The 16258-nt window shown below is 45.5% G+C and carries 13 protein-coding genes and 1 riboswitch; of the genes, 8 read left to right on the top strand and 5 right to left on the bottom strand.

The genetic code is table 11. The features are described from left to right. Positions 1 to 69: 69 nt before the first annotated feature. Positions 70 to 378, bottom strand: coding sequence for a hypothetical protein (locus BM358_RS04775; protein ID WP_013309242.1), 309 nt, complete (start codon positions 376 to 378; stop codon positions 70 to 72). A gap of 100 nt (positions 379 to 478) precedes the next feature. After that, complete coding sequence (locus tag BM358_RS04780) at positions 479 to 982, bottom strand: DUF6933 domain-containing protein (protein ID WP_028543055.1); 504 nt, start codon at positions 980 to 982, stop codon at positions 479 to 481. Between the two features lie 268 nt (positions 983 to 1250). Here BM358_RS04780 and BM358_RS04785 point away from each other — a divergent pair, with 268 nt between their 5' ends. The 6 genes from BM358_RS04785 to BM358_RS04810 all read left to right on the top strand — a co-directional run bounded on the left by BM358_RS04785 (position 1251) and on the right by BM358_RS04810 (position 8281). Continuing rightward, entirely contained in the window at positions 1251 to 1958 is a 708-nt protein-coding gene (locus BM358_RS04785; RefSeq protein ID WP_023987588.1) for a response regulator transcription factor, read from the top strand. 1 nt (position 1959) lies between these two features. Further along, on the top strand, positions 1960 to 2904 hold the full coding sequence (locus BM358_RS04790; RefSeq protein ID WP_049828512.1) for a sensor histidine kinase: 945 nt from the start codon (positions 1960 to 1962) through the stop codon (positions 2902 to 2904). Between the two features lie 108 nt (positions 2905 to 3012). Then, complete coding sequence (locus BM358_RS04795; protein ID WP_028543057.1) at positions 3013 to 3936, top strand: ABC transporter ATP-binding protein; 924 nt, start codon at positions 3013 to 3015, stop codon at positions 3934 to 3936. Next, the gene (locus BM358_RS04800) at positions 3929 to 4624 is read left to right on the top strand and encodes a hypothetical protein (protein ID WP_023987585.1); all 696 of its coding nucleotides are present in this window, start codon (positions 3929 to 3931) and stop codon (positions 4622 to 4624) included. Before BM358_RS04795 ends, BM358_RS04800 begins: the two co-directional genes overlap by 8 nt. A 121-nt stretch (positions 4625 to 4745) precedes the next feature. After that, positions 4746 to 4890, top strand: a riboswitch (FMN riboswitch). A gap of 172 nt (positions 4891 to 5062) precedes the next feature. Further along, positions 5063 to 6010: a DMT family transporter gene (locus BM358_RS04805; RefSeq protein ID WP_023987584.1), complete on the top strand. Its 948-nt coding sequence runs from the start codon at positions 5063 to 5065 to the stop codon at positions 6008 to 6010. Between the two features lie 240 nt (positions 6011 to 6250). Next, positions 6251 to 8281: a methyl-accepting chemotaxis protein gene (locus tag BM358_RS04810; protein WP_028543058.1), complete on the top strand. Its 2031-nt coding sequence runs from the start codon at positions 6251 to 6253 to the stop codon at positions 8279 to 8281. 147 nt (positions 8282 to 8428) lie between these two features. On the opposite strand, the gene BM358_RS04815 is transcribed toward BM358_RS04810, so the two are convergent. Both BM358_RS04815 and BM358_RS04820 read right to left on the bottom strand, forming a co-directional pair. Continuing rightward, positions 8429 to 9910, bottom strand: a complete 1482-nt coding sequence (locus BM358_RS04815; protein WP_028543059.1) for a carboxylesterase/lipase family protein — start codon at positions 9908 to 9910, stop codon at positions 8429 to 8431. 153 nt (positions 9911 to 10063) lie between these two features. Further along, on the bottom strand, positions 10064 to 10627 hold the full coding sequence (locus BM358_RS04820; protein WP_028543060.1) for a GbsR/MarR family transcriptional regulator: 564 nt from the start codon (positions 10625 to 10627) through the stop codon (positions 10064 to 10066). Positions 10628 to 11141: 514 nt separating this feature from the next. Here BM358_RS04820 and BM358_RS04825 point away from each other — a divergent pair. Both BM358_RS04825 and BM358_RS04830 read left to right on the top strand, forming a co-directional pair. Continuing rightward, entirely contained in the window at positions 11142 to 12365 is a 1224-nt protein-coding gene (locus BM358_RS04825) for a quaternary amine ABC transporter ATP-binding protein (protein WP_028543061.1), read from the top strand. Beyond that, the gene (locus tag BM358_RS04830; RefSeq protein ID WP_028543062.1) at positions 12340 to 14937 is read left to right on the top strand and encodes a glycine betaine ABC transporter substrate-binding protein; all 2598 of its coding nucleotides are present in this window, start codon (positions 12340 to 12342) and stop codon (positions 14935 to 14937) included. Before BM358_RS04825 ends, BM358_RS04830 begins: the two co-directional genes overlap by 26 nt. 96 nt (positions 14938 to 15033) lie before the next feature. Here the strand turns inward: BM358_RS04830 and BM358_RS04835 are convergent, their stop codons facing one another. Then, on the bottom strand, positions 15034 to 16257 hold the full coding sequence (locus BM358_RS04835) for an ABC transporter permease (RefSeq protein ID WP_028543063.1): 1224 nt from the start codon (positions 16255 to 16257) through the stop codon (positions 15034 to 15036). Position 16258 lies beyond the last annotated feature (1 nt).

The raw sequence follows: 16258 nt of genomic DNA on the forward strand, positions 1-16258 counted from the left end.
CATTCCCCGCCCGCATGGACTTTGGTGGATGCTCTTTTGATACGTCTCGTTTAACAAGCAGCTCTCAAATTAACCTGCAAAGTTAGCAGCGTAATTTTCAGCAATAAATCCCTTAGAAATCAGGATAGCTTGGGATTTCTTAGTAGCAGGACCATAGCCTTGGGACAGCAGATCATTAATATGTAAGCGGTTATAGATGAAGCAAAATACAAAGTTGGACGCCCCACTCGTAAGGATCGACACCAGAAAAATAATAACTGCCCACTTCCAATCCCCTCTAAACAACGCAGGGAAAAAACCGAAAAAGAGCGTAGTCCATGAAAAACCTACTTTGCGTTCCTTGATCATTCCAGTTTTATTTCTTAATTTAATTTTCATTTACCCCTTACCTCTCTTTATATAGTCTTTTAGAACTATATTAGATTATATAGGACAGAGGGAATAAATGGAACTTAATTTCGGTAAAATCATAAATTTCTCAAATACTCTCTAGTTTATAATGCTTTTCTAGCATTTCTTTAAAAACATCAACAGGGTACTTGTATTCAACAGTTTTAAAAACAATCCGGTTATTCCACTGGTTTTTTTCCAGCTCGCACCCATGCTCCATATCCAGTTCCTTCATGATAAAAATAATCTCATCCAAGGTTCCCATTACACTATGACTATTCGTCGTCGTAGCCAGCATCTGCTCGCCTTCCTGTGTGTATGCCTTTACAATCTGTTCATCAAAGCATTCACTGATCATTAATTCCTTCAAAGCTTGCACAAAAAGAACTGGCAGGTTGTTGTACTGCGATTTTTTGATCCCAAAAAGCGTGATGCTTAAGCGGGATATATCATGCATAAACACTATATTTTTTCTTCGATTAAGTAAAAACAAGCTGGCATGCCAACTATTCAAAGGCGGATAAATATCAACTTGAAGTGGTTCAGTCTCCCATTCCTTCAGCAGTTTTTGTGTTCCTCGTATAACAAACATCGTTGCTCTCCTTTATTGACGGTCCTGTACCGCAGCGTGATTCGACATACCTAATCTCTCACATGAGGCATGTCCCGGATATTATAACACCGTATTCCAAACATCCGATTATAAACTCTTTCAGTATAATATAGGGGAATGATATATTACCAGACACATTAATTTTCCCTTTGGATATTTTTTATGGAAATCCCCTCCACTGCTCTATATAATTCAGGTACAGTTCGTCACGCGAGCTTAATCTAAAAATTAGGGGTGTTCCACACCTATGTCACAACATATTTTACTTATTGAAGACGATCTATCCATCGCCGAAATGCTACTCAAAGCACTCACTAAGGAAGGATACAGTCTAACCACTGCCTATGACGGGGAAGAGGGGCTTCTTGCCTTTGAACGTCATACCTATGATCTGGTACTGGTGGATTTGATGATGCCGAAGGTGGACGGTATGGAGGTGATCCGCCGAATCCGTACCCACAGCGCCGTACCTATTCTGATTATGTCAGCCAAGGACAGCGATGTGGATAAAGCGCTTGGACTGGGCTTTGGGGCAGACGATTATGTTGCCAAACCTTTTTCAATGCTGGAAATGACCGCTCGTATTCAGTCCGCGATCCGCAGATCTACTACATATGCCCGTCAGCAACAGCAGGAGGAACAGCCGCAAGCACAAGTTTTGACCTACGGCAGTCTGCGCATTGATTTTGATCATTTTACAGTCATACGCAATGAAAATGAAATTCAGCTAACAGCCAAAGAGTCCGATATTTTGAAGCTGTTTGTAGCCAATCCGAATCGAGTATTTACAAAAGCACAATTATACGGATTTATTTGGAAAGACGATTATATGGGCGACGAGAACGTGATTAACGTCCATATTCGCCGCCTGCGCGAGAAAATCGAAGAAGATCCCTCTCATCCTGTCCACATTAAAACGCTATGGGGCATTGGCTACAAATGGGAGAATGGTTGATATGAACATCGAAAACATTTCTCAATGGATTATCGTCCTCATCATGTCAATCGTTATAGTATGGCTTTGGCGGGAGCGTGTGGCCTATAAGCGCAAAATAAAGGATATCCGAACCCTACTAGAGCGGATCGTGACGGTGAATCATGCGGAAAAACTGCTATATGTCACAGGTGACGTTGAACTGCAACGACTCATGACGGAAATTAACCGACTACTGGACTTGAATCTCAGAGTGTCTGCAGATTACAACCGTAGCCAAATCGCTATGCGCAAAATGATTTCGAACATTTCCCACGATCTCAAGACCCCGCTTACGGTTGTGCTTGGATATGCCGAGATGCTGGATGGCGATCCGACTATTTTGCCAGAAGAACGTATAAAGCTGCTATCCAAAATTCATCAAAAGACAAGCGAGGCGATTGAGCTGATCGGCAGCTTTTTTAGCTTGGCGAAGCTGGAGGCTAATGATACGGATATTCCGTTGACTCGACTGGAAGTGGGAGAACTGTGCAGACGCAGCATTTTGGAGTTTTATGACCTGCTGACCGCACAGGGGTTTACTGTGCATATTGAGATCCCAGAGCACCCCATTCATGCCTTGGGGAACGAAGGAGCGATTGGGCGGGTACTGAACAATCTGATCTCGAATGCCATTCGCTACGGGGCAGACGGACGGACGCTGGGTCTGGCTCTATCGGAACAGCAGGATACGGTGTGTATCGAGATATGGGATCGTGGGAAAGGCATACAGGAATCTGAGCAGGACAAGGTTTTTGAACGCATGTACACACTGGAGGACTCCCGCAATAAGGCGGTACAAGGCAGCGGACTGGGCCTTACGATTGCCAAACGCCTGGTTGAAGCGATGAACGGAGAAATTCAATTAACTAGTAGACCATATGAGCGGACGGTCTTCTCTTTTACATTGAAGAAAATCAACTATTAGTCGAACTAAACATGCTTAACTTAATAAATTTGTAAGAATCACGAAAGAAAAATGAACATTTCGCCCTTTATCCTTGAATTATCAGCAGTATACGAAGGGAGAACACCCATGACTTACGTAATACGTACACATCAGTTGACAAAGGCCCTGAAGGGCAACGAACTTGTAGCGGGAGTCAGTATGAATGTGCGCAAGGGAGAAACCTATGGCTTTCTCGGTCCTAACGGGGCAGGCAAGACGACGATGATGAAAATGATTACGAATTTACTCAAGCCGACATCGGGTGAAATTGAATTATTCGGTGAGAAATTAACGCCAAAATCGTATCATCTGCTCGGACGGATGGGTTCGATTATTGAATACCCGATTTTTTATGACAGGCTGACGGCACAGCAAAATCTCGAACTTCATTGTGAATACATGGGCTACTATAATAAGCAGGCTGTTCGGGATGCCCTGGAATTAGTGAATTTGCGAAATGCAGATGACAAGCCGGTAAAGGATTTTTCGCTAGGAATGAAACAACGTCTCGGGATTGCCCGCGCTATTGCGACTAAGCCAGAGCTACTCATTTTGGATGAACCCATTAATGGTCTGGACCCAGTGGGAATCAAGGAAATCCGCCAACTATTCCACATGTTATGCAAGGAATATGGGATGACCCTGCTCGTGTCCAGTCATATTTTAGCGGAAATAGAGCAGATTGCGGATACGGTAGGCGTGATTAATCACGGACGACTGATTGAGGAAGTATCGATGGAGCAGGTGCGGGAAACCAATACGGAATACATCGAATTTACGACCAACGATTGTAAGAAGGCGGCCTACGTCCTCTCCCATCATTTGAGCCTGAATAATATAAAGGTGATAAATGAACAGAGTATACGTATTTACGATACAAATGTACCGCAGAAACAAATTACGAAGACGCTCATCTTAAATGATATAGAGGTGGATTCCATTCATCAGAAAAGCAGCACGCTGGAAGACTACTTTTTTCGCCTGTTAAACGGAGGTGATCTCCATGCTTAAATTGATGCAGTTGGAGCTGAAAAAATTTCATCTGACGGGTTATATCCGTTCAGCACTGATCGCCAATGCATGCATTCTTGGGCTGCTCTGTGTTATTGCGCTGGAAAGTCAAAGTGAAGGAATACCTGAATTCACACAGTACACTCAACTATTGGATCTAATAGACAATTTTGTAAGAGCTACATTTATTGTGTTTGCTTCCGTTCTCCTATGCCGCTTTATCGTCGGGGAATTTAAGTCCAAATCGATTACGATCTTGTTCATGTATCCGATTCATCGTCAAAAGCTGATGATCGCCAAACTCTTGGTCGTATTACTGTTCACGTTCTTGTCCATTATTATTTCGGAAATAATCATTACGGCTGCTATTCATCTGCTCAACCAGTTTGTTTTGATTGTACCGGATAACCTTACTCTTTCCATACTGGGGCAACAATCAGCACGGACGTTAATCAATGCCGTTGCTGCCAGCTTTATGGGACTGGTTCCGCTGTATATGGGGATGCGAAGATACTCTGTACCCACCACCATTGTGACCTCAATCCTGATTGTAGCATTGCTTTTCTCCAATAATAACGGCGCTACCCTTAGCTCCATTGCCCCCGTGCAAATCGGCTTCTCTATACTGGGAATGCTTGTGGCTTATGCGGCGATTCGAGGTATTGAGTATAAGGATATTACCTCGTAATATGTAATTTCGTAGAGCGCTTTCAAAAAACAGATGAAAATCATTGTTCGATATACACACATTTTTCACTGGACTTCATTCTAAAACAGGTATATCCTATAGGAGAAATTAAAAACGGAATAAGGATCTTCGGGGTAGGGTGAGATTCCCAACCGGCGGTATGGCTCATGGAGCTAAGCCCGCGACTCTGTATCTGGCAACAGGATACGGACTGATTTGGTGAGATGCCAAAGCCGACGGTAAAGTCCGGATGGAAGAAGATCGAAATATCAACATGCCGCGAAGTGGATGAATACTGCGTTATTGGTTTTGCAGTAACTTCATTTAACTTGCGTAAAGCGGCAAGTTTATTTGATCAACCCCCGTCTTGCATGGCCTTTCGCCATGGACGGGGGTTTTTGTGCCACCGGTCCTGTATTCGCAAGGAGCTAATTGAGTATGAGTCAATCTTCTACTGTACTAACATCCAAAGGTTTTGATCGTAGCTCCCACATGAAAAGTGGTTTTTGGCTGGTCGCAATTGGAGCAGCCTTGTGGGGCGCAGACCCGCTGTTTCGTATTATTTTGTTAAAGTCATTTACCTCAACACAAATTGTACTAATGGAGCATGTGCTGCTTTTCCTCGCTCTGACACCGATGTTGTGGAAGCATCGTGAGGAGCTCAAAGCGGTACGGCTTCGTCAAGTTTTCGCTATTTTGTTCGTCTCGTGGGGTGGCTCGGCTCTGGCCAGCGTAATTTTCACCATGGCACTCAGCAATGGTGATTTGAATGCTGTACTCTTACTCCAGAAGCTTCAACCCTTGGTCGCTATTATTCTAGCTCGTATTATTTTGAAGGAAATGTTGCCGCGTCATTTTGGATTATTAATTGTCGTCGCTCTGTTCGGGACGTATCTTCTGACCTTCGGTTGGTCGCTCCCCTTCGGACATGTTCGTGATTTTGTCCAGGTCGGTAGTCTACTTGCACTCGGTGCAGCAGTTCTGTGGGGCGGTTCGACAGTCATGGGAAGTTACTTGCTTCGTTCAATGAAATATGAAACGGTAACCTCCCTCCGCTTCATGGTCGCGCTCCCTCTGCTGATTGTCCTCACCTCTGTAGAGCATGCGCCATGGAATATGCCTGCCGGTACATGGGCGGGCGCAGCTGTGATTATCAATCTGCTATTGCAGGCATTGCTTCCGGGTCTTCTTAGCTTATTGTTGTATTACAAAGGCTTAAGTACGACCAAAGCGTCTTATGCTACGATGGCAGAATTAAGCTTTCCCATGGTTGGTGTCGTGATTAACTGGATCGCATTTCAGCAAATTGTCACTGTAGCGCAATTGACTGGTTTTATGCTCATCTGGATTACGCTCTTTATGATTTCACGTCAGCAAAAAAATTAACAGTTCAATGTCCCTTTCATGACTCACCCAAGCCAAATCGTGAAGATGCTTTTGCATCTCTGATTTGGCTTTTTATGTATTCGTATTCATATAAATCATAGTTCTTTAGACCTATTTTCCGAAAAAAGTGTCTAAAACAAGCAATTATTCCTCGTTTCTCAAAGATTACATCTATAAAATTCGTCGGTTTCTGTCGAATAAAACAATGTAGTGATCATCAGACACAGAGGAGCAATAACTATGACTAAAACAAAACAAACAGTTCCGTGGTGGAACAGGTTTCTCAAGCAGTTTTATTTAATGAGGACAAGATTAATAATATCTTTTTTGGCTGTGTTATTGATTCCTAGCGTACTTATCGGGTACTTTTCCTATCAGGGGGCTACGACACAACTCAGTCAGCAAATGGGCGGTTCCGTATACACGAATCTGTATCTGATCCGAAGCAATGTCAATCAGTATGTAGCGCCCATTATGAAAGACCTGGACGTGCTTACCACTGAAATCAAATCTGATTCCATTGGTACCAACCAAGAGGCCCTTCAGAAAAAGTTGGATGTCATCGTCAAGGCTCATCCCGAGCTAGATGCCGCGCTTCTCGGCAATGCGAAAGGGCAATACATACGTTCGCCGAAAAAACAGGAGGACGATTATGACCCCCGGGAGAGAAAATGGTACAAAAATGCAATGCTGGAAAAGGGCAAGGTATTCGTCGGTGTTCCAGTTGCCAGCGTCACGACAGGGAATTTAGTCGTTAATATATCGGGAACGCTGGAGGACGGTGAAGGAGCTGTTTCATTGGCTTTGAATCTGGACAAGATGGGTGAAAGTCTGCAGTCTGTTAAGATTGGTGAACGCGGAGGACTCATTATTGTTGATTCTGAACATAAAGTTGTATCTGGGACTGGAACAGCCTTTAACAAGGCAGGCAAAAAACCTGCTGACGCCATAGAGGGACTTCCCGAAGTGGCGACAACCGTCGAAAATGATACTCCTTCCATGTCGCAAATTCAATTTATGAATCGAGATATGCTGGCCTTTACACTTAAGGACCCTCTCACCGGTTGGAACATTATCGCACTGTCGGATCTGGAGGATTACAGTGATGCAGCCCAACCGATTCTGAAGCAAAGCCTGATTGTGATTGTCATTTCCATACTTGCCGCTGCAATCATCATTGTGCTTATGGTCCGCTCGTTCTTAATTCCGCTGCGCAAGCTGCAAGCAGGAACACGCATCGTCCGTGACGGAAATCTGACCGAACGTGTTAATCTATCCAGCAAGGATGAGTTCGGCGAACTGGCACAGAATTTTGACCAGATGACGCATTCCTTGCATACGATGGTTTCCGAGGTCAATCAAACGTCCTCCCGACTTGCTTCCTCTTCTCTGATGATCAAGGAAAGTACAGAGCAAACGACGGAGTCCGTACAACACGTAGCGGAAACGGTTATGGAATCCGCAGAAAATGCAGCCACCAGCGCCGAGGCATCCGAGCAAACCGCTAATGCCGTTGAAGAAATGGCGAAGGGTGTCAGCACCATTGCCGAATCGGCAAGCTCCATCGTGGATTCAGCAGGACAAACCGAGCATGATGTGGCACAAGGCAGTCAAATGATCAGCCATGTGCGGACACAAATGGACCGTATTCTGGAAGCTGTAAGCCAAACAGCTAGCCTGATGGATGAGCTATCCCAGCTCTCAGACGATGCGAAGCAGATGAATACAGCTATTGCCGCCATTGCCAAGCAAACCAATTTGTTGTCTCTGAACGCGTCTATTGAAGCTTCCAGAGCAGGCGAAGCCGGGCGTGGATTTGCCGTAGTCGCTATAGAGGTACGCAAGCTGTCTGAGCAATCCAAGGAAAGCGCGGATTCCATCAGTCAGATCATTACTCAGATGCTCGATTTGATTCAACGCTCCACCGCTACCATGAACGGTAATGTTCGTAACCAGGTAGGTGAAGGATTACGTATTAGCCAAGATGCAGAAGGTGCATTTACGAATATTGAACGCTCTACATCTCATATCGTGGAACAAATTCAAAGTGTATCCGCTGCAGCTGAACAAATCTCAGCCAGTACAGAGGAAGTTTCCGCTACTGTCACCCATTTGGCAAGTCTGTCTCGCAATTCAGCGGACAGTTCACAGACAACATCTGCTGCCGCTCAGGAGCAAATGGCGGCCATGGAGGAAATCGCATCTTCGTCTCAGGAGTTGTCCAACATGGCGCAGGATTTGCAACAGCTGGTTAAGCGATTTAAGATTTAACTTACACATTGCATCGTTGCAATTTCATGCAAGTAAGAATGAACAGCAATACATCTTATGACTAACAAAAGCCTTCGTCCGTATACAAATTACGGGCGAAGGCTTTTTACATTAGAGTTCTTAGGATGCTCTCTCTCTCTTGTCTACTTATAGGGTCATCTGACCGGTTAATTGACGGCGTCTATCTCCTTCGGGGTCTTGCTCTACTTTAATATCCTGATGGAAAATAGCTGTAGTCCGCTCTTCCCTGTCGTACATCGGCCAAGCCCCCTCAGACAGCACAGGCTTCCCATCACGTGCAAAAGCAACCCATGCCTGCTGCATAGCTTGAGCCAGCTTTTGCATCGACGGTTGAATCTCTAATCCAAGCTTACCTAGCAACTCCAGATTATCGAAAACAAACGCAATTTCGGCACCGTGAACCGCTTGTCCAAAGGTAGGATGCCCCGGCAATGTCCAATCAAAACGATACATCCATACAGGCGTATGCGCCGACTGCGCAACAGCAAGAGCCAATGCAGGACGCCAAAAAAATAGATCAGTCAACATTTGTGCCTGTCCCTCAATCGTAACCGGAAATGGTTCTATCAGGTCGCCGATGTCTGACATGCCCGTCATCATCTCCAATGCCTGACTCGCTGTTGACTTGTTCATTAGATGGGATTCTTTTCGGATGAAATAGGCCCCCTCATGCAAGTTCGTTCCAATCAAAACGGATACCTGCTTTGCTGAACCTTGCGCGATTGCAGACAGCGGTACATCTGGCAAGGTCACACCGTCCACAACGGGTTGATAGATCATCGCCATCCCTGGTCCGATGACTTCATGCGTCTTCGCCATAGCTAGCATCAGCGCATCTGTCGGCAGCGTAAACAACCGTTCTGGATGCTGAGTGTCCACACCCAGCTGCTGCAGATACACAGCCGTCACTTGTTCAGCCTGTGAAGTTGACAATACCTGCGACGCACCACTCTGCAAAATCGCACGCTGGAACAGTCCCTCAGCTGCTGGCATCGCCAATAAAGCGGCAATACTCATCGCCCCTGCCGATTCACCGAACACCGTTACTTCGTCCGAGTTACCGCCAAAGGCAGAGATGTGATCCCTAACCCATTCCAGCGCAGCGATCTGATCCAGCAGTCCCGCATTAGAGGTCAGGCCATCTCCCTTTGGAGTCAGATGCAAAAATCCTAACGGCCCTAATCGATAATTGATCGTAACAACCACAACATCGCCACTCTTCGCCATGCGTTCCCCGTCATATAAAGGTATAATCCCGGACCCCGTGACAAAGGCACCGCCATGAATCCACACCATCACTGGGCGTCCCTTCTCAGGTGCCTTCGAAGCAGGTGTCCAAACGTTCAGGTATAAGCAATCCTCTGACTGCTCAGGCGGTTCCACCAGATTTCCAGTCATGCTTTCAGCGGATGGCATAGGTTGCGGACAGATTGGCCCAAAACTCGTCGCAGCCCGTACACCCTCCCAAGACTCCAAAGGCTGGGGCGCGTGAAAACGTAGTTTTCCAACAGGAGGCTGTGCATATGGGATACCTTTCCATACATGATATCCATTCCCCGTTTCCCCACGTAATTGACCTAAACGAGTATGTACTGTAATACTCTCCATCATGAAGCCTCCTTTATTTCGTATGTTCAACACAACGGTATAATATCAATCTTTACATATCTCTATTATACCCTTTGCACACGGCCAAACCAAAAAATACCGGAAGCACTTTTGCGCTCCGGCATTTTTATAAACAAGATAGAGAAATAGCGATTAATCCCGAACTTCTTCTTTGGGAATCAGCTTGTAAATTTCTTCGCTTTCCATAGAGTCAATTAGTCGGTCTAGCCACTTGTAATAAGCGACGGCCTGCTTCATTTTCATACGATCTTGCTGAAGAATCGCCTTAAATTCCTCGTACTCTTCCCCCTGATTCATCAATCTGTCCAGCTCATCAATGGCTTTGCGCAACACCAGTAAATTTGTTTCTACCGCTTTTCTCCATTTAATAGCGAAGAAATCAGTGAAGGTTTGATGCCAGTCATATTCGACTTCATACAAGTCTTTGCGTGAGCCCTTGCTCCATACCTTATTTACCATTTTCAGATCCAATAATGTTCGAACTCCTGTACTCATGCTCGTTTTGCTCATTTCCATTTCACGGCCCATCTCGTCCAGCGTCATCGGTTTATCCGCAAAAAAAAGCAAACCGTATAAATGCCCCGCAGACAAAGTGATCCCATACAGGTCCATGTTTTTACCTATAGCTTCTATAACACGTTTGCGAATTTTTTGCAGCGAAGCCTGCTGCTCATCACCTAACTGGTACAAGCTCATGCTTGCAACCTCCTAATTTTAGAGCATTTTGCACAACCTAGTATGAACGATTTACCCGTAAAAGATTAGCTTTGACGCAATGTATGAAATCTTTCAATATAAATGAAATGTTTCAAAAACAAAGCTTCTGTCTATATTACAACAGCATGGATCGTTCAAAATCATAATTCGCAAAATTGCTAATGATAGTAAACTTTTAAAATTATGGATATACATAAATCTTTTTCTTATGGTTATATTTCATTGTCTATTTTAAAAAAAGCACTATCGGTTGTAAAGTTCCGAATGTTTGAGCATTCTATAGAACGAAGGAGCATATCAAAGGAAACTTTGTACAGTTTTTTCTGTACGTACTTTATGAACAGTTTTTTTGTTTGAAATGTAAGCAATGCTTCTGTTACAATTAATTTTGTCATTAACCGTTCAGGATGTTCAGAATTATGATTTTTATACTCAATCCTTAATGCAACATGGGGTTAATACCAAGCAAAGTATAGAAAGAAGAGGTGTATGTATGACGATTTTGGAAGTCAAAAATGTCAGCAAACTCTTTGGTCCTCACGCAGAGCAAGGTGTTCCGCTCCTGGAGCAAGGCTGGGGCAAGGAAAAGTTGGCCAAAGAAAAACAGATTACTGTTGGTGTCAATAAGGCCAACATGGAAATTAAGCAAGGTGAAATTTTCGTAATTATGGGTCTATCGGGCAGTGGCAAGTCCACTTTGGTGCGAATGCTAAATCGCTTGATTGAGCCTACCTCCGGTGAAATTCTGGTCCACGGCAAAGATCTCCGTAAGATGAACAAAGAACAACTTCGTGAAGTTCGTCGTAAAACCATCAGCATGGTTTTTCAAAAATTCGCCCTGTTCCCACATCGGACTGTACTAGAAAATGTAGAATATGGTCTTGAAATTCAAAAGGTAGAAAAAGCACAGCGTCAGGAAAAAGCGCAACAAGCGCTGGAACTGGTTGGTCTTAAAAACTGGGGCGATAAAATGCCCGATGAATTGAGTGGCGGTATGCAGCAGCGTGTCGGTCTGGCACGGGCGCTGGCTAATGACCCTGAAGTACTTCTGATGGATGAAGCGTTCAGTGCATTGGACCCTCTTATTCGCCGTGACATGCAGGATGAGCTGTTGGAGCTTCAAGATAAAATGAAGAAAACAATTGTGTTTATCACCCATGATCTGGATGAAGCGTTGCGGATTGGTGACCGGATTGCATTGATGCGAGACGGTGCGGTCGTACAAATCGGTACACCGGAAGAAATTATGATCCAACCGGCTAACTCTTATGTAGCCCGCTTCGTCGAGGATGTGGATCTGTCCAAGGTATTGACGGCTGCTCATGTCATGCTTCGTCCAGAAACCATTACCATGGATCGTGGTCCGCGTGTGGCTCTGGAATTGATGCGGGAGCGTGGGATTTCCAATTTGTTCGTCATTGACCGCACCAAAAAGCTACTGGGTGTTATTAACGCCGAGGATGCTGTGCATGCACTGCGCAACAATTTGAAGATTGAAGATATTTTGATCACTGACGGACCGCAGGTTCCTGCCGAGACTGTCATTAATGATTTGTTTGAAATTACAAGCTCGTCCAAAGTGCCGCTGGCTGTAGTCGATGATAAGCAGAAGCTACTGGGCGTTATCGTCCGTGGAGCATTGCTCGGCGCACTTGGTGGAGATGTTACCACTATGAAGGAGGTGAATGCCCATGATACCGAAACTGCCAATCGCTGAGTGGATTCAATCCATTGTCGACTGGATGGGTATTCATCTGGCTGGATTGTTTAATGTTATTTCTTCCATTATAGAAGCTGTAGTAGGCTTTTTCTCAGGCCTGTTCATGCTTCCGCACCCTCTGGTGTTCATCGTGATTATCGGGATTATCGCCTTTATGATCGGGCGGGTTCAGCTTACGCTGTTTACTGTCATCGGCTTCCTGCTAATTGATAATCTCGGCTATTGGAGTGAAACAATGAATACGCTGGGACTGGTCATCACGTCTGCGCTCGTATCCATTGTTATCGGGATTCCCATCGGGATCTGGTGTGCATACAGTAAATCCGCATCACGCATTATCACGCCTTTACTTGATTTTATGCAGACGATGCCTGCGTTCGTGTACTTGCTCCCAGCGGTTACCTTTTTCAGCCTAGGTGTTGTACCAGGTGTTATCGCTTCTGTTATCTTTGCTATCCCCCCAACCATTCGTATGACCAACTTGGGGATTATGCAAGTATCGGGTGAGCTGATCGAAGCATCAGACGCTTTCGGTTCAACATCTGCGCAAAAGCTGTTCAAAGTTCAGCTTCCACTGGCATTGCCTACCTTAATGGCTGGTATTAACCAGACGATTATGCTGTCACTGTCCATGGTTGTTATTGCTTCCATGATCGGTGCAGAAGGCATCGGTGCTGTTGTGTACCGTGCTGTGACACAGCTGCAAATCGGTAAAGGTTTTGAAGCCGGCCTAGCTGTTGTCGTTCTGGCTATTGTGCTTGACCGTTTTACGCAAAACCTGTTTAAACCTACGCAAAAAGGCAAAAGCCGCGTATCCAGCAAGCAAAAAGTATGGATTACTTCTGCAGTTACAGCTGTCATTTTGATCGCTGGTGCATCTCAATATTTTGTTGGTACGGATCATTCCGCATCTGGCAAAGGTAACGCTGCTGCCAACCCGGTTGGCGAAGAAGTCGGTTACAAAATTATCGGTATTGATGCCGGGGCAGGCATTATGAAATCGACTGCCAAAGCAATTCAAGACTACAATTTGTCTGATTGGAAGCTCGTTGAAGGTTCCGGTGCAGCCATGACGGCCACACTGGACAAAGCCATTAAAGCGAAAAAACCGATCATTATTACAGGTTGGACTCCTCACTGGATGTTCAACAAGTATGATCTCAAATATTTGGAAGACCCTAAGAAGTCTTATGGTGAAGCCGAGGGTATTCATACGATTGCCCGTAAAGGATTGCAACAGGATGCTCCTATCGCTTATGAGTTTCTGAAACGTTTCAAATGGACACCAGAAGATATGGGTGAAATGATGGTCGCCATTCAAGCCGGAACCAGTCCTGAGCAAGCTGCCAAGGATTGGGCGGAGAAACATGCCGACAAGGTTCAGGAATGGACTCAAGGACTGCAACCTGTCAATGGTGATACCTTCAAGCTAAGTTATGTGGCTTGGGATTCTGAAATTGCCAGCACGAATTTGCTGAAATATATTTTGGAAAACAAACTAGGTTATAAAGTAACCGCACTGCAAGTGGAAGCAGGTCCTATGTGGACGGGTGTCGCTAGTGGTGATGTAGATGCTTCACCTGCCGCATGGCTGCCGTTAACCCACGCGGATTACTGGGCTAAATACAAGGATAAGCTCGACGATCTTGGGGCTAATATGAGTGGTGTTAAAACCGGATTGGTCGTTCCAGCTTACATGGATGTTAAATCGATTACTGATTTGCAGGATAACGGAGCCGAAGCGGCTCCGGCTTCCGCCACAACTGGGGACTTTGGCAAAGAGGTCGGCTACCGCATTGTCGGTACCGACCCTGGAGCCGGACTAATGAAGCTAACCGCTAAAGCTATGAATGACTATGGCTTATCCGACTGGAAGCTGCTTGAAAGCTCTGGAGCTGCTATGACCGCTACACTGGATAAAGCTATCAAAGCCAAGCAGCCTATCGTCGTAACAGGTTGGACTCCTCACTGGATGTTTAATAAATATGATTTAAAATACTTGAAAGATCCTAAAAAAGCATACGGTGATAAGGAAGAAATTCATACCATCGCCCGCAAAGGCTTGAAGCAGGATGCTCCTGTGGCTTATGAATTTCTAAGCCGATTTAAGTGGACTGCTGAAGATATGGGTGAAGTGATGATCGCGATTCAGGACGGTACCGCCCCACAGCAGGCTGCTAAGAACTGGGCTGATAAACATCCTGACAAGGTTCAGGAATGGATCAAGGGTCTACAGCCCGTCAACGGTGATCCTTTGAAGCTGAGCTACGCTGCTTGGGATTCTGAAATTGCTAGTACGAACGTATTGAAATATGTATTGGAACAAAAATTGGGCTATAAAGTAACAGCCCTGCAAGTGGAAATCGGCCCAATGTGGACTGGCGTGGCCGGCGGAAGTGTAGATGCTACTGCTGCCGCTTGGCTTCCATTGACGCATGCTGATTATTGGGCTCAATTCAAGGATAAGGTGGATGACATCGGAACCAGCATGACTGGCGTTATGTCCGGGCTTGTCGTTCCATCCTATGTACCGATTGATTCTATCGAGGATCTTAAGCCGCCGCAATAATATTTTTTCCACTTTTAAACCATATGAATAAGCAAAAGGCAGATCAGGGTTTACTCCTGATCTGCCTTTTTACGATATCCATATTTAAAGTTGCTCTCAGCCTTTTAGCGTGAATCCTTCTTGAGCGGGCACATCGGCATGCTGCCCTGTCGTCTGGTGCTGTCTAAAGAATAACGGATAGATCGCGAAGGCCACCAGCAGACTCACACAACCAATGACGCCCAAGGCAATCATATCTTTGAAGATGTATGTGATATCCAGTCCTTTGAGCGTGATATTCCGTACAGCATCCAGGTAATACGTCAGTGGCAATATTTCAGCAAGCCCCCGCAAGAAGCCGGGCATTGCCTCTAATGGCCACGTATAGCCTGATAGCATAAAGGAAGGAACAGCAATCAACATCAGGGTTTGGGTCGCATCCACTCTAGTCTTGGAAAAGAGACTGAATAGGAATCCTAACCCGCACAGTGCAAAGTTAAAGGCCAGCGACACTAAAATCAACGGCAGTACCTGTCCCCTAAACGGAATATCGAAGCATAAAGCGCTGATACTGAATACAGTCAACACATTGAAAGCTCCCGCTGCATAATACGGTGCCAGTTTGGCAATAGCCATACGCCAAGGGGTATTTCTCCATGCACCAAATCTCCCCCAAGTCCCTGCTTCCTTATCACGCGTGCAAGACAACGCAATACCAAGCAGCAAACACTGCTGGAGAGCCGCAGAAATAACCCCTAGGGGCATGAAAAGCTTATAATCATATACCGGGTTAAATAGCACTCTGGATCGGAACGGGATGGTAGTCAGCGTCGACGCGGCCTGATCGGCGTTCATTCCCTTTTGTTTCATGGAATTGACCGATACTCCAGCGCTCACGCTGCTAATGACCTGATTCGCAATCCGACTGGCACTATTGGAATACATCATATTACTGCCGTCAATCAGCGTGAGCACGGGTGGGTTCTCCCCATGCTTAAGCCGAGTCGTAAAGTTGTCGGGAATGACGATTCCGACCTTAGCTTCCCCGGTCTCTACCTGACGGACAGCATCTTCCTGATTGGTCGCTTGCCGTGTAACGGCAAATGAGTCGGTCGAATCGAACGCCTGAATGATCTGGCGACTGAGCTGTGAATTATCTCCATCGTACACTGTGACAGGCATCTCGGTAATCCGCTGATGTGAATATAGGAAGCCGAATAGTATCGTATACACAATCGGCGTAATCAGCAGAATAGCCATAAAGCGGCGGTCCCGGAAGATGCTCAGCCATTCCTCGCGAAACACATCGCGGATACGAAGTCTTTCCTGTGAATCCTGCATA

This window comes from Paenibacillus sp. cl130, from assembly GCF_900116035.1.
Classification (GTDB): Bacteria; Bacillota; Bacilli; order Paenibacillales; family Paenibacillaceae; genus Paenibacillus; species Paenibacillus polymyxa_B.

Bases quoted from the DNA above. Each gene is read 5' to 3' on its own strand.
- BM358_RS04775 (WP_013309242.1), bottom strand. From the start codon at position 378: ATGAAAATTAAATTAAGAAATAAAACTGGAATGATCAAGGAACGCAAA.
- BM358_RS04780 (WP_028543055.1), bottom strand. From the start codon at position 982: ATGTTTGTTATACGAGGAACACAAAAACTGCTGAAGGAATGGGAGACT.
- BM358_RS04785 (WP_023987588.1), top strand. From the start codon at position 1,251: ATGTCACAACATATTTTACTTATTGAAGACGATCTATCCATCGCCGAA.
- BM358_RS04790 (WP_049828512.1), top strand. From the start codon at position 1,960: ATGAACATCGAAAACATTTCTCAATGGATTATCGTCCTCATCATGTCA.
- BM358_RS04795 (WP_028543057.1), top strand. From the start codon at position 3,013: ATGACTTACGTAATACGTACACATCAGTTGACAAAGGCCCTGAAGGGC.
- BM358_RS04800 (WP_023987585.1), top strand. From the start codon at position 3,929: ATGCTTAAATTGATGCAGTTGGAGCTGAAAAAATTTCATCTGACGGGT.
- BM358_RS04805 (WP_023987584.1), top strand. From the start codon at position 5,063: ATGAGTCAATCTTCTACTGTACTAACATCCAAAGGTTTTGATCGTAGC.
- BM358_RS04810 (WP_028543058.1), top strand. From the start codon at position 6,251: ATGACTAAAACAAAACAAACAGTTCCGTGGTGGAACAGGTTTCTCAAG.
- BM358_RS04815 (WP_028543059.1), bottom strand. From the start codon at position 9,910: ATGGAGAGTATTACAGTACATACTCGTTTAGGTCAATTACGTGGGGAA.
- BM358_RS04820 (WP_028543060.1), bottom strand. From the start codon at position 10,627: ATGAGCTTGTACCAGTTAGGTGATGAGCAGCAGGCTTCGCTGCAAAAA.
- BM358_RS04825 (WP_028543061.1), top strand. From the start codon at position 11,142: ATGACGATTTTGGAAGTCAAAAATGTCAGCAAACTCTTTGGTCCTCAC.
- BM358_RS04830 (WP_028543062.1), top strand. From the start codon at position 12,340: ATGATACCGAAACTGCCAATCGCTGAGTGGATTCAATCCATTGTCGAC.
- BM358_RS04835 (WP_028543063.1), bottom strand. From the start codon at position 16,257: ATGCAGGATTCACAGGAAAGACTTCGTATCCGCGATGTGTTTCGCGAG.